Origin of the sequence: Xanthobacter autotrophicus, assembly GCF_005871085.1 — a bacterium.
GTDB lineage: Bacteria > Pseudomonadota > Alphaproteobacteria > Rhizobiales > Xanthobacteraceae > Xanthobacter > Xanthobacter autotrophicus.
In genome coordinates, this window is sequence record NZ_VAUP01000002.1 from 155,705 (window position 1) to 168,065 (window position 12,361).

A 12,361-nucleotide genomic window follows, 5' to 3' on the forward strand; every position below is an offset into this window, starting at 1 on the left:
GGCTTGAACAGTCAAATGTGCCGCGGCGGTACCACGAGAAGACTGGTTCGATCCATACGATTCGTGAACGGGCCGGCGTGCATGTTGGCGGTGCAGCCAGCAGCGGCAAGCTGGGGCGGCAAGCTGGGAATACGTCATGAGGAGCGGTTTGAGCCAGCGTTCGCGATGGCACCGGAGCGGTCCCGGGAGGGGGAGAGGGGCCAGAAGCTGGCTTCTCGCGCTCCTGCTTCTGGCTGCGCCTGCGCAGGTGTCCGCGCAGCCGCTGGACCGGGCGCCGGCCATCGCCATGCGCGGCCTGCCGGACCTGCCGGCGCACTTCGCCGCCCTGCCCTATGCCGACCCGAGCGCCCCCAAGGGCGGGCACCTGGACCTGTCGCTGCTCGGCACCTTCGACAGCCTCAACCCCTTTATCGTCAAGGGTTCCGCTCCGCTCTTTATGCGCAACAACGTGATCGAGAGCCTGATGGCGCGCTCCCTCGACGAGCCGTTCACGCTCTACCCGCTGCTGGCACAGAGCGTGACCACCGATGCCGAGCGCAGCTTTGTCGCCTTCGCCCTCGATCCCGCCGCCCGCTTCTCCGACGGCAGCCCCGTCACCGCCGAAGACGTGCTGTTCTCGTTCGCCCTCATGCGCGACATGGGCCGGCCAAACCACCGGCTTTATTACGGAAAAATCTCCAAGGCCGAAGCGCCGGATGCCCACACGGTCCGCTTCGCCTTCACCGAGCCCGACCCGGAACTGCCGCTGATCATGGGCCTCATGCCGGTGTTCAAACAGGCCAGCATCGACCGCGACCACTTCGAGGAGACCACGCTCACGCCCCTTACCGGCTCCGGTCCGTACCGGGTCGGGGCGGTGGATGCGGGTGCGTCGGTGACGCTGGAGCGCAACCCGGACTATTGGGGACGCACCCTGGCGTTCAACCGAGGTCTCTATAACTTCGACAGGATCCGCTACTTCTACTTCAGGGACGCCAACACCGAGTTCGAGGCCTTCAAGAAGGGGCTCATCGACGCCCGGTTCGAGTCCGACCCCGGCCGCTGGGAGACCGGCTACGACTTTCCCGCCGCGCGCTCGGGGGAGGTGGTCAAGGAGCTGATACCCACTGGAACGCCAAAGCCTTACTCGGCCTTCGTGTTCAATACGCGCCGCCCGCTGTTCGCCGATCGCCGCGTCCGCCACGCCCTCATCGAGCTGTTCGATTTCGAGTGGCTGGACACGAATTTCTACCACGGCCTCTACCGGCGGACGGCGAGCTATTTCGAAGGTTCGGTGCTTTCAAGTTCGGGAATGCCGGCCGACGCCCGCGAGCGGGCCCTGCTCGACCCCTTTCCCGATGCCGTGGTGCCGGATGTGCTGGCCGGCACCTTCCGTCCGCCGGTCTCCGACGGCTCCGGCCGCGACCGGGAGCGCTTGAAGGCCGCGCTCCAGCTTCTCGACAAGGCGGGGTGGATGCTGCGGCAGGGGGCGCTGGTGAACCGGGAGACCGGACGGCCCTTCGCCTTCGAGATCATGGTGACCACCCGCGAGATGGAGCGCCTCGCCCTCGCCTATCAGAGCCAGCTCAAGAGGGCGGGCATCGCCGCGCATGTGCGGTACGTGGATGCAGTTCAGTTCGATGCCCGGCGGGGCGCCTACGACTTCGACATGATGCCCTATGCCTGGGGCCAGTCGCTGTCCCCCGGTAATGAGCAGGCGTTCTATTTCGGCTCCGCAGCCGCCGACACGCCAGGCTCGCGCAATTATATGGGAGCGAAATCCCCCGCCATCGATGCCGCCATCGCCGCCTTGCTGGCGGCCCGCGACGAGGACGACTACGTCTCCGCCGCCCGCGCCCTCGACCGGGTGCTGGTGTCGGGCGCCTATGGGGTGCCGCTGTTCCACACGCCGGGCCAATGGCTCGCCCGCTGGACCCGGATCGAACGCCCGCGGCGCGCCTCCCTCTACGGCACCCTGCCGGAGACCTGGTGGCGCGCGCCCGGCAAGTAAGCTCTGGCAAATAGGATCAAGCCGGCCGCGCCCGCACGGCGGCGATGCCGAGGCCGATGAAAACGAGCAGCACCAGCCCCTGGGCCACCGCGAAGGCGGGGGCGCCCGGGGTCGGCGCCAGGGCATGGAGCGCCGGCACCTTGGCGAAGGCCTGGGCCACCGCCACGAACACCAGGAAATACAGGCTCGCCACCGCCGTGCCCGCATAGATGCCATGCCAGCGCCCGCGCAGCCCGGCGCCATAGCGCGCGAAAATCGCCGGCAGGAGCACGAGGATGGCCACCGCCCCGACCACGTGGGACGGCAGGACCCCATTGAAGGGAAACAGGAAACCAGTCGCGCTGGTGAGGAAGGCGAGGGCGAGGAAGGTGGCCGCCGTGGTCGGCCGGTCGAGGCCGCGCAAGAGGCCCGCCACCACGGCGATGCCGGCGGCGATGGCGAACAGGCTGATGTAGGTATGGATGCCGGTCAAAGTCGTCGGGTCGAACATGGCAGGCGCTCCCTGAAGGTATCGGAGCTTAGCAGTCCGCCGCGTACCCGTATTGCAGGATGGTCGCCGGCGGCGGCCCATCGCCCCAGCGTCCCGCCAGCAGAGCCTAAGTGTTTCCCCCGGGTACCGCATGGGCACATATCGGCCGTATTTTGCCGCCACGCTCTCCGATCCTTGCAGGCGGTACGCTTTGCAGGGACGCCATTGTTCGGATAAGACCTTTTTGGTTCGCCATTTCAGAAGCCGCCTTAGGGGCGGTCTTGCCGGAACGAGGGAGGAAGAAGGCTGCGGTCCGCGCACCATCGGTTTGAAACGGGTCGGTAGGGTTCGAGGGCCATCGCAGGGCGATCCCCTCTGAAAGCGCACCGTCCCGCGCGCGGTCGACAGGCCCAAAGAACTGGATCCTCGAGCCTCTGCCTCTTCCGGCGCAGACGGCTTGGCAGGAGGTAAATATATGGCTGGCCTTGGACGCGCCCAGCGCCGCTCCGGCGGTATGGAAGACACCTTCCGGGACTATGGCCCGGAGGGCAGCTTCGACGTTCCCAATGATCGGCGGGATACGGCCCGCCCCCGTATCGGTTCCAGCTACCGTGGCCGCCCACCCCGCCGCAGGGCAAGCGACGGACTCCTGCTCTGGCGGGCCCTGGCCCTTTCCGCTTCCGTGCTCATCCTGGGCATGGGCGGCGTGGTCGCCTACCATTCCATGGCCCCCAACCCTCCGGCCGATGGCGCCGCCGCCCCGGCCGGCGCTCCCGCGGCCAGCTCCCTCACAGCCGCTGCTTCTTCCACCACGGCCAATACCGCGGCCGCCAACGGCCTGAAGGCCGCCAGCGAAACCCGCCCGTCCAAGGCCGCCACCGTCAAGACCATTGATCGCGGGCCGGACGGGGGGCACGCGCAGATTTCCAACAAGGTGGCCTCCATTCTCGGCGCGCCCGCGCCATCCACCACACCCGCGCAGCCGGGCCGTGCCGATGCGCTTCAGGTGTCATCCGCCAACCCCGCCCCAGGGGAGCTGGCCCCCACCGCCGCCGATTTCGCCCGCCCCGCCTTCCTCGAACCGGTCAACGGCGACGAGGCGGGCGACGAGGCCAGTCTGCCCGAGGGCGCCACCCAGACCGTATCCGATACCGCGCCGGCCACCGGCGCGCCCAAGGCCAAGCCGCGCGCCGCCACCGTGGCTTCGGCCGATGCCGCCAAAGCCGCCCCCGATGACGACGGCCGCTCCGCCCGCATCCGCTCCGCTGTGACGCTCCGCTCCGGGCCCAAGCGTTCGGCCTCCGCCATCGGCACGCTGGACGAAGGCACCAAGGTGACCCTCTATTCCTGCAAGTCCTGGTGCGAGGTCTCGGCCGGAGACAAGCGCGGCTTCGTCTACAAATCGGCGGTGGCGCAATAGGGTGATGCCGGTGGGGCGTCATCCGCCGGGGGCGCTCGCGGGCGGCGGCGTATGACCGCCATGACGCCACCGGCGCCAGACCTCAGAAGCCAGATAGGGACGGCCGACCGCTTCAGCGATCGGCGCGCGCTCTAGCCCGCGGCTCCGGTTCCGGGTAGCGTCGCGGGAAACCGGACGGACCATTTGCCCAAGCGCCCCACCAAGCCCCCCTCTTCCCCCTCCGCCACCCGCCCGCCCAAGGCGCGCGCGGGTAAATCCCGCGCCTCGCGCAAGCAGGCGGCCGCCGAGCATGCGCGGGTGGAGGCCCTGGTGGTCGCCCGCCACGCCACCGGCGAGATGCCCACGAAAGAACAGGTGCTGGCCTTCATCGCCACCCAGAGCGGCGAGGTGGGCAAGCGCGAGATTGCCCGCGCCTTCGGCCTCAACGCGGCGCAGAAGATCGAGCTGAAGAGCCTGTTGCGCGACCTCTCCGAGACCGGCACCGTGGAGCGCAGCCGGCGCCGCCTGCATGTGCCCGGCGCCCTGCCCGGCGTGGTGCTGGCCGACATCGTCTCCCGCGACGCCGACGGCGAGCTGATCGCCGTGCCGGTGGAATGGGATACCGAGGCCCAGGGCGATGCCCCGCCCATCCTGGTGCAGGTGCCGCGCCGCGCCGTCGGCCCGGCCCCCGGCCTTGCCGACCGGGTGCTGCTGCGCATCGTGGAAGGCTCCATCGAGCATGGGGTGGCCCATGTGGGCCGCGTCATCAAGGTGCTGGAGAAGGCGCGCAAGCAGACCATCGGCATCTTCCGCGCCGCGCCGGGCGGGGAAGGCGGCGGGCGCATCATCCCCATCGACAAGAAGCAGCTGGGCCGCGAGCTTCAGGTGCCCCCCGGCGCCGAGCACGAGGCGAAGGACGGCGACCTCGTCACCATCGAATTGATGCGCCAGCGGGTGTTCGGCCTGCCCACCGCGCGGGTGAAGGAGAAGCTGGGGTCGCTCAGCTCCGAGAAGGCGGTGAGCCTGATCGCGCTGCACGCCCACGCCATTCCCCACGTCTTCCCCGAGGCGGTGCTGAAGGAGGCCGAGGCGGCAAAGCCCGTCACCCCGCGCGGCCGCGAGGACTGGCGCGATGTGCCGCTTGTCACCATCGACCCGCCCGACGCCAAGGACCATGACGACGCAGTCCACGCCGTGGCCGACGACGATCCGGCCAACGAAGGCGGCTTCATCGTCACCGTGGCCATCGCCGACGTGGCGGCCTATGTGCGCCCCGGCTCGCCGCTGGATCGCGAGGCGCTGATCCGCGGCAATTCGGTGTATTTCCCCGACCGCGTGGTGCCCATGCTGCCGGAGCGCATCTCCAACGACCTGTGCTCCCTGCGCCCGAAGGAGGACCGCCCGGCGCTGGCGGTGCGCATGGTGATCGGCGCGGACGGCAGGAAGCGCCACCACAGCTTCCACCGCATCCTCATGCGCTCGGCGGGCAAGCTGGCCTATGCCCAGGCCCAGAACGCCATCGAGGGCCGCACCGACGCCATCACCGACCCGCTGCTCGATGGCGTGCTGAAGCCGCTTTATGCCGCCTATGCCTGCGTGAAGACCGCCCGCGACGCCCGCCAGCCCCTCGACCTCGACCTGCCCGAGCGCAAGATCGTGCTGAAGGCGGATGGCACGGTGGACCGCGTGGTGGTGCCGGAGCGGCTCGACGCCCACCGGCTCATCGAGGAGTTCATGATCCTCGCCAACGTGGCCGCCGCCGAGACGCTGGAGGAGAAGAAGACCCCCCTCGTCTACCGCGTCCATGACGGCCCCACGCTGGAGAAGCTCTCCAACCTGCGGGAATTCCTGAAGACCCTGGACATCGCCCTGGCGAAGATCGACCAGGTGCGGCCGTCGCACTTCAACCGCATCCTGGCGCAGGTGAAGGACACGGACGCCGCCCCGCTGGTCAACCAGGTGATCCTGCGCAGCCAGAGCCAGGCGGAATATGCCTCGGAGAATTACGGCCATTTCGGCCTGAACCTGCGCCGCTACGCCCATTTCACCTCGCCGATCCGCCGCTATGCGGATCTGGTGGTGCATCGCGGCCTGGTGCGCGCCATGGATTTCGGCTCGGACGGCCTGCCGCAGGACGCCACCACCGCGACGCTGGGCGAAGTGGCGGCCGCCATCTCCGTCACCGAGCGGCGCGCCATGGCGGCGGAACGGGAGACGGTGGACCGGCTCATCGCCCATCATCTGGCCGACCAGATCGGCGCCACCTTCAACGCCCGCATCACCGGGGCCACCAAGGCGGGACTCTTCGTCGCGCTCGATGTCACCGGCGCGGACGGCTTCATTCCGGCCTCAACCCTGGGGCAGGATTACTACCGCTACGACGAAACCCGGCAGGCCCTGGTTGGCGACCGGACCGGGGAAATGCACCGCATCGGCGACCGGGTGGAGGTGAAGCTGGTGGAGGCGGCGCCGGTGGCCGGCGCGCTGCGGTTTGAGCTTCTGACGGAAGGCTCCTATGTAAAGGGACCGCGCGGGCGTCCCGGCCCGCTCCGGCGGGGTGGCGCCAAGGGCGACGGACCCAAATCCGGCGCGCCGAAGGGCGGTTCCCGGCAAGGTCCGGCCGGACGGACCGCCGGTAGCGGCCATCCGGGAAAAGGCCCGCAGGGAAAGGGGCGGTCGCGCCCTTAGTTCGCGACGGGAGGCTGGAGGGGTTCGACGGTGACCACGCCTGCGACCATGACGGTAACGACCAAGCTCGCCGGCTCCGGCCCGGGCGATGCGCGGGATCGTGCGCCCCAGGACCGTGCGCCTCAGGACCGTGCGCCTCAAGATCCTCCCGCGCCGCCGCTGCCGCCCCGCTCGGTTCCCGACGCGCTGCTGTACGGCGCGCGCGGCCTGTGCCCCGCCTGCGGCGCCGGCCGCCTGTTCTCCAGCTATCTCAAGGTTTCGCCCTACTGCCCGGACTGCGGCGAGGAGCTGTATCACCACCGCGCCGACGATGCCCCGCCCTATGCCACCATCCTGCTGGTGGGCCATATCGTGGTGCCGCTGATGGTGCTGGTGGAGGAGATTTACCGGCCCGAAGTGTGGGTGCACCTCGTCCTGTGGCTGCCGCTGACGCTGGCCCTGTGCCTGTGCCTGCTGCCACCGCTCAAGGGCATGCTGGTGAACCTGCAATGGGCCCTGCGCATGCACGGTTTCGACCCCGGGAGCGCCGAGCGGGAAGGACCGCCCGACGGGGTGGTGCCCGTGGTGCGCGCCGTCCGGCCCATCCGCTGAGGCACCGGCAGCATTGACGCCCCCAAAAGCAGGCCCCAAAGAGCAGGCCCTGAAAGCACGCTCCAAAAGCACGCCTCATGAGCACTGACGCGCAATGACCGACTTCGCCACGCGGCTGACCCAGGCCGAGCGCCGCCAGGATTGGCCCAACGTCCGCCCGCGCGACGCCGCCACCCTCATCCTCATCGACCACAAGGGCAAGAAGCCCCGCGTGCTCATGGGCCGGCGCCACCCCAAGCTGAAATTCATGCCCGGCGTCTTCGTCTTTCCCGGCGGACGGCTGGAGAAGGCCGACCGGACCATGCCGGTCTATGGCGTGCTCGATGCCGACAGCGAGCGGCGCCTCATGACCAAGGTGCAGCGCCCCACCCTCTCCCGCGCCCGCGGCCTTGCCGCCGCCGCCATCCGCGAGATGTATGAGGAGACCGGCCTTCTGGTGGGCACCAAGGACCTTGGCGCCCCCGAGGCCCCCTCCGATGACTGGCGCGTGTTCGAGGAGCGCGGGGTGTTTCCCGATCTCGGCGCCCTCACCTATGTGGCGCGGGCCATCACCCCGCCGCGCCGGCCCAAGCGCTTCGACACCCGCTTCTTCGCCGCCGACGCCCGCGCCGTGTGCGACGAGGTGGCCGGCCTCGTGGGCGAGGAGTCCGAGCTGGTGGAGCTGGCCTGGCTTACCTTCGCGGAAACCGCCGCGCAGGAGCTGCCCACCGTCACCCGCGTGGTGCTGGAGGAACTGGCCCAGCGCATCGAGGCCGGATCGAGCCCGCGCCTGCCGGTGCCCTTCTATGCCATGCACCGTGGGCAGTTCGTCCGCTCCCTGCTTGATTGATCCCGATCTTATGCACGCACCCGACAGGCCGCTGGGCCACATGAGCCGCGCGGCCTCCATTGCGGCCGCCATCTCCGCCATCACCGTCGTCGGCGTCGGCATCAGCCTCTCCATTCCGTTGCTGGCGCTGGAACTGGAGGTGCGCGGCATCTCCAGCACCTGGATCGGCGTGAACACGGCGGTGGCCGGGGTGGCGACCATCATCACCGCGCCGTTCGTGCCCATGCTGGTGCGCAAGGCGGGGCTGCGGGCGCTGCTGGTGGGCGCCATCGCGCTGGCCGCCGCCAGCCTGGTGGGCTTCAAGGCGGCGCCGTCCTTCCTCATGTGGTTTCCGCTGCGCTTCACCTTCGGCGCGGCGCTGTGCATCCTGTTCGCGGTGAGCGAGTTCTGGATCAACGCTTTGGCGCCGCCCAACCGGCGCGGGCTGATCATGGGCGTCTATGCTACCGCCCTGTCGCTGGGGGCGGCGCTGGGCCCGGCCATCCTGAGCGTGCTCGGCGCCTCGGGCTGGGCGCCCTACCTCGCGGGGGCGGCAGTGCTGTGCCTTGGCGCCATTCCCATCCTGCTGGCGCGGGGAATCACCCCCCGCATCCACAATGACGACCATCACGGCGTGCTCACCTTCGTGCGCCGCTCGCCTTCGGCAGTGCTGGCCGCTCTGGTGTTCGGCGCCATCGAGACGGCGGTGATGACCTTCCTGCCGCTCTACGGCCTGCGCCTTGGGCTGACCGAGACCAATGCCTCGCTGCTGCTGACGGCGGCGGTGCTGGGCAACGTGGCGTTCCAGATCCCCATCGGCCTCATCAGCGACAAGGTGGACCGGCGCATCCTGCTGCTGGTGTGCTCGCTGGTGGGTTCGGCGGGGGCGCTGACCCTGCCGTTCGTGGCGGTCTCCAGCCCGCTGTTCCTGGCCATGATCTTCCTGGCCACCGGCATCGTGGGCTCGCTCTACACCGTGGGGCTGGCGCATCTGGGCGAGCGATTCCACGGCGCGGACCTCGCGGCAGCCAATGCGGCCTTCGTGATGCTGTATTCGGTGGGCCTCATCGTCGGCCCACCGGTGGCGGGGCTCGGTATGCGGCTCTACAACCCCTATGGCTTCGCCTTCGTCATCTGCGGCATGCTCGCCATGTATGCGGCCGTGGTCGCAAGCCGGCTCGCCCTGCGCGCGCGCTGAGGGAAGAGTGGGACACCGGGCCGGGAACGGGTTCCCCGCCCCGGCCTTGACATTTCGGGCGTCGTGGGAGAGTTTCCGCCCCCACGAGCCGCCGGGACCGGCAGCGCGTCCGTTTTTCTTTTCGCAACCTCACGGTTTTCGCAAACCAGACGGTCGCGCGCCGCACGCGGCACCCAGGGATCAAGACATGGCCAAGGCTGCAACCATCAAGATCAAGCTCCTGTCCAGCGCGGACACGGGCGTGTTCTATGTGACCAAGAAGAACTCCCGCACCAAGACCGACAAGATCGTGCTCAAGAAGTACGACCCGGTGGTGCGCAAGCACGTGGAATTCCGCGAGACCAAGATCAAGTGATTCCAGGCGGCGCCGGGCTTAGCGCCCGTTTGTGCCGCCGGACCTGATCGCCTCGCGCAACAGGCTTCATTTCGACCGACCAGGGCGCCGCGAGGCGCCCTTTTCTTTAGGCGCAGGGCCGCGCCGCAAGGCGCCCAACTCCTATGGCGCGCCAGGCCGGGCGGGGCCGTTACGCCCCCGCCCGACGCGCAACCGAATCCGGTGGGTGGATCGATGACTGGGATGGAGCGCGGAAGGTAGGCTGGCCGGTGGGGAGAACGCGGGGAGGCCTCCCGCATGCTCACCCACCGGCCAAACCCCACGGACCCAGGAGATGCGGCGGACCTGAGCACTCCGCAGGGTTGTTCTGATGGCGGGAATGGCGGTGCCATGCTGGCACAACACCATCTGAGCGGCCGTGTTCGACCGTGACATTCCCGCCTGTATCTCGCCGAAGATCGAAGACTAGCACATCGCGACAAAAGCGAAAGCCGCCGAATCGGTGGACCGCCGGCTCACCATTTTCCGGCTTCAGCCACCGGCGAACTGGCGCACGGTCTGGAGGAATTTCGCCACCGAGATGGGCTTGGAGAGATAGGCCTCGCACCCGCCGGCGCGGATGCGCTCCTCGTCCCCCTTCATGGCGAAGGCGGTCACCGCCACCACGGGAATGGCTTTCAGCTCCGGGTCGGCCTTCAGCTTGCGGGTCACGTCGAGGCCGGAAATCTCCGGCAGCTGGATATCCATGATGATGAGGTCGGGCCGGTGGGCGCGGGCCAGTTCCACGGCCTCCACTCCCGAGCGCGTCTCCACCGTATGGTAGCCGTGGGCTTCAAGCAGATCGTGGAAGAGCTTCATGTTCAGCTCGTTGTCCTCCACGATCATTACCGTCTTGGCCATCCCCATCCCCCGGACCCGCCCTGCGCCGTCCACCCTTCGCAGCCCGCGCGGAACGTGCTGGAATGGGGTGACACCTAGACCTCATTCCTTGCGGAAGCGCAAATGCCTATTCAGGACAAACCAAGAGGCCTCAAGGCGCAGCGCGATGCGGCGCAGGAGGTGGCCACCTCCGCCCTCGCCTTCATCGCCGCCGACGGCGAGCGGCTGGTGCGATTCCTCGCCGAAACCGGCCTCTCCCCGGCCACCCTGCGCGAGGCCGCCGGCCGGCGCAGCTTCGGCGCCGGGGTGCTGGCCTTCCTCGTTTCCGACGAGGCCATGCTGGTGGCGTTCGCCGCCGAGAAGGGGCTAGATCCCCGGCACGTGGTGGGCGCGCTGGAAATCCTCGCCCCGCAGGCGGACCCCGATGCCACGGTGCGCCGGCCCATGTAGAGCGACCTGTGGTCGCTCTACATCAGCGAGGGTGAGAGCGACCTGTGGTCGCTCGACATCAGCAAGGGTGAGAGCGACCTGTGGTCGCTCGACATCAGCAAGGGTGAGAGCCACCTGTGGTCGCTCGACATCAAGAATGGCCAGAGTGACCGCAAGTCGCCCTACATCAGGAAAGGCGCGAGCCGCCCGTCCGGGACAGCCGTCATGAACGCCCCGGGCTTCTGCCGCGATTGCCTTTCCGACGCGCCAAAAGGCGACCGCTGCCCGGCCTGCGGCAGCCCGCGCCTGGTGCGCCATGGGGAGCTGGACACCCTCAGCGTCGCCCATGTGGATTGCGACGCCTTCTTCGCCGCCGTGGAAAAGCGCGATGACCCGAGCCTTGTCGACGTGCCGCTCATCATCGGCGGCGGCAAGCGCGGGGTGGTCTCCACCGCCTGCTACATCGCCCGCATCAAGGGCGTGCGCTCGGCCATGCCCATGTTCAAGGCGCTGGCCCTGTGCCCCGAGGCGGTGGTGCTGAAGCCCAACATGGAGAAATACCGCACGGCGGGCCGGCAGGTGCGGGCCATGATGCAGCAGCTTACCCCGCTGGTGGAGCCGCTTTCCATCGACGAGGCCTTTCTCGACCTTTCGGGCACGCAGGCCCTGCACGGTGCCAGCCCCGCCCGGACGCTCGCGCGATTCGCGCAGGCGGTGGAGAAGGAGGTGGGCATCACCGTCTCGGTGGGGCTCGCGGCCAACAAGTTCCTCGCCAAGATCGCCTCCGACCTCGACAAGCCGCGCGGCTTCTCCGTGCTCGGACAAGAGGAGGCGGCCGCCTTCCTCGCGCCGCGCCCCGTCACCTTCATCTGGGGCGTGGGGGCGGCGTTCGGCGGCAAGCTGGCAAAGGACGGCTTCCACACCATCGCCGACCTGCAGCGCGCCGCCCCCGCCGACCTTGCCCGGCGCTATGGCGCGGAAGGGCTGCGCCTGTCGCGCCTCGCCTTCGGCCTCGACACCCGCGCGGTGGAGCCGGAGCGGGAGGCCAAAAGCGTGTCGGCGGAAACCACCTTCGAGCGCGACATGGGCGCCCTGCGCCCGCTGGAACAGACCCTCTACGCCCTCTCCGAAGAGGTCAGCGACCGCCTGAAGCACGCCGGCATCGCCGGCCGGGCGGTGACCTTGAAGCTGAAGAGCGCCGACTTCCGCCTGCGCACCCGCTCGCGCACGCTGGAGGCGCCCACCTGCCTTGCCGCGCGCATCAACGGCGCGGCGCGGGAGCTATTGGCGAAGGAGGTGGACGGCACCTTGTTCCGCCTCATCGGCGTGGGCGTCTCGGACCTCTGCCCCATCGCCGACGCCGACCCGGCGGACCTGGTGGACACCTCCACCGAGCGCCTGAAGGCAGCGGAGGGCGCCATGGACGAATTGCGCGCCCGATTCGGCCGCGGCGCCCTCACCCGCGGCATCCTGCTGGACGCCACCACGGACCGGCGCAAGAAGAAGTAGGGCGGCAAACCAGGTAGGGCGCCGTCAGGAACGCGCCGAAGCGGCTCCCGCTTGACTTGCGCTATAT

General features: G+C 69.2%; 11 protein-coding genes. 9 read left to right on the forward strand and 2 right to left on the reverse strand.

The features are described 5' to 3' along the window. Window positions 1-136 precede the first annotated feature (136 nt). Window positions 137-1,990 (forward strand): extracellular solute-binding protein, encoded by a 1,854-nt coding sequence (locus FBQ73_RS00765; protein WP_138397620.1) that lies wholly within the window; start codon window positions 137-139, stop codon window positions 1,988-1,990. A gap of 16 nt (window positions 1,991-2,006) precedes the next feature. Here FBQ73_RS00765 and FBQ73_RS00770 read toward each other — a convergent pair whose 3' ends face one another. Continuing rightward, the gene (locus FBQ73_RS00770) at window positions 2,007-2,480 is read right to left on the reverse strand and encodes a hypothetical protein (protein ID WP_138397621.1); all 474 of its coding nucleotides are present in this window, start codon (window positions 2,478-2,480) and stop codon (window positions 2,007-2,009) included. Between the two features lie 454 nt (window positions 2,481-2,934). On the opposite strand from FBQ73_RS00770, the gene FBQ73_RS23335 reads away from it, so the two are divergent. From FBQ73_RS23335 to rpmG, 6 genes are all read left to right on the forward strand, one after another. Next, complete coding sequence (locus tag FBQ73_RS23335; RefSeq protein WP_138397622.1) at window positions 2,935-3,879, forward strand: SH3 domain-containing protein; 945 nt, start codon at window positions 2,935-2,937, stop codon at window positions 3,877-3,879. Between the two features lie 336 nt (window positions 3,880-4,215). Further along, the gene (gene rnr / locus FBQ73_RS00780; RefSeq protein WP_138397671.1) at window positions 4,216-6,546 is read left to right on the forward strand and encodes a ribonuclease R; all 2,331 of its coding nucleotides are present in this window, start codon (window positions 4,216-4,218) and stop codon (window positions 6,544-6,546) included. Between the two features lie 30 nt (window positions 6,547-6,576). Beyond that, window positions 6,577-7,137 carry a DUF983 domain-containing protein gene (locus FBQ73_RS00785; protein WP_246089492.1) on the forward strand — a complete coding sequence of 187 codons (561 nt, stop codon included), beginning with the start codon at window positions 6,577-6,579 and terminating at the stop codon, window positions 7,135-7,137. Between the two features lie 94 nt (window positions 7,138-7,231). Further along, window positions 7,232-7,966, forward strand: a complete 735-nt coding sequence (locus tag FBQ73_RS00790; RefSeq protein WP_138397623.1) for an NUDIX hydrolase — start codon at window positions 7,232-7,234, stop codon at window positions 7,964-7,966. Window positions 7,967-7,976: 10 nt separating this feature from the next. Beyond that, window positions 7,977-9,143 (forward strand): MFS transporter, encoded by a 1,167-nt coding sequence (locus FBQ73_RS00795; RefSeq protein WP_138397624.1) that lies wholly within the window; start codon window positions 7,977-7,979, stop codon window positions 9,141-9,143. Window positions 9,144-9,330: 187 nt separating this feature from the next. Beyond that, window positions 9,331-9,498 (forward strand): 50S ribosomal protein L33, encoded by a 168-nt coding sequence (gene rpmG / locus FBQ73_RS00800; protein WP_012115832.1) that lies wholly within the window; start codon window positions 9,331-9,333, stop codon window positions 9,496-9,498. A gap of 510 nt (window positions 9,499-10,008) precedes the next feature. Here rpmG and FBQ73_RS00805 read toward each other — a convergent pair. Next, window positions 10,009-10,377: a response regulator gene (locus FBQ73_RS00805; RefSeq protein WP_138397625.1), complete on the reverse strand. Its 369-nt coding sequence runs from the start codon at window positions 10,375-10,377 to the stop codon at window positions 10,009-10,011. Window positions 10,378-10,479: 102 nt separating this feature from the next. Here FBQ73_RS00805 and FBQ73_RS00810 point away from each other — a divergent pair, with 102 nt between their 5' ends. Beyond that, complete coding sequence (locus FBQ73_RS00810) at window positions 10,480-10,806, forward strand: DUF3572 domain-containing protein (protein ID WP_138397626.1); 327 nt, start codon at window positions 10,480-10,482, stop codon at window positions 10,804-10,806. Between the two features lie 204 nt (window positions 10,807-11,010). Continuing rightward, window positions 11,011-12,294, forward strand: coding sequence for a DNA polymerase IV (locus FBQ73_RS00815; RefSeq protein ID WP_138397627.1), 1,284 nt, complete (start codon window positions 11,011-11,013; stop codon window positions 12,292-12,294). Window positions 12,295-12,361: the final 67 nt, after the last annotated feature.

Bases quoted from the DNA above. Each gene is read 5' to 3' on its own strand.
- FBQ73_RS23335 (WP_138397622.1), top strand. From the start codon at position 2,935: ATGGCTGGCCTTGGACGCGCCCAGCGCCGCTCCGGCGGTATGGAAGAC.
- FBQ73_RS00790 (WP_138397623.1), top strand. From the start codon at position 7,232: ATGACCGACTTCGCCACGCGGCTGACCCAGGCCGAGCGCCGCCAGGAT.
- FBQ73_RS00795 (WP_138397624.1), top strand. From the start codon at position 7,977: ATGCACGCACCCGACAGGCCGCTGGGCCACATGAGCCGCGCGGCCTCC.
- rpmG (WP_012115832.1), top strand. From the start codon at position 9,331: ATGGCCAAGGCTGCAACCATCAAGATCAAGCTCCTGTCCAGCGCGGAC.
- FBQ73_RS00815 (WP_138397627.1), top strand. From the start codon at position 11,011: ATGAACGCCCCGGGCTTCTGCCGCGATTGCCTTTCCGACGCGCCAAAA.
- rnr (WP_138397671.1), top strand. From the start codon at position 4,216: ATGCCCACGAAAGAACAGGTGCTGGCCTTCATCGCCACCCAGAGCGGC.
- FBQ73_RS00770 (WP_138397621.1), bottom strand. From the start codon at position 2,480: ATGTTCGACCCGACGACTTTGACCGGCATCCATACCTACATCAGCCTG.
- FBQ73_RS00805 (WP_138397625.1), bottom strand. From the start codon at position 10,377: ATGGCCAAGACGGTAATGATCGTGGAGGACAACGAGCTGAACATGAAG.
- FBQ73_RS00810 (WP_138397626.1), top strand. From the start codon at position 10,480: ATGCCTATTCAGGACAAACCAAGAGGCCTCAAGGCGCAGCGCGATGCG.
- FBQ73_RS00765 (WP_138397620.1), top strand. From the start codon at position 137: ATGAGGAGCGGTTTGAGCCAGCGTTCGCGATGGCACCGGAGCGGTCCC.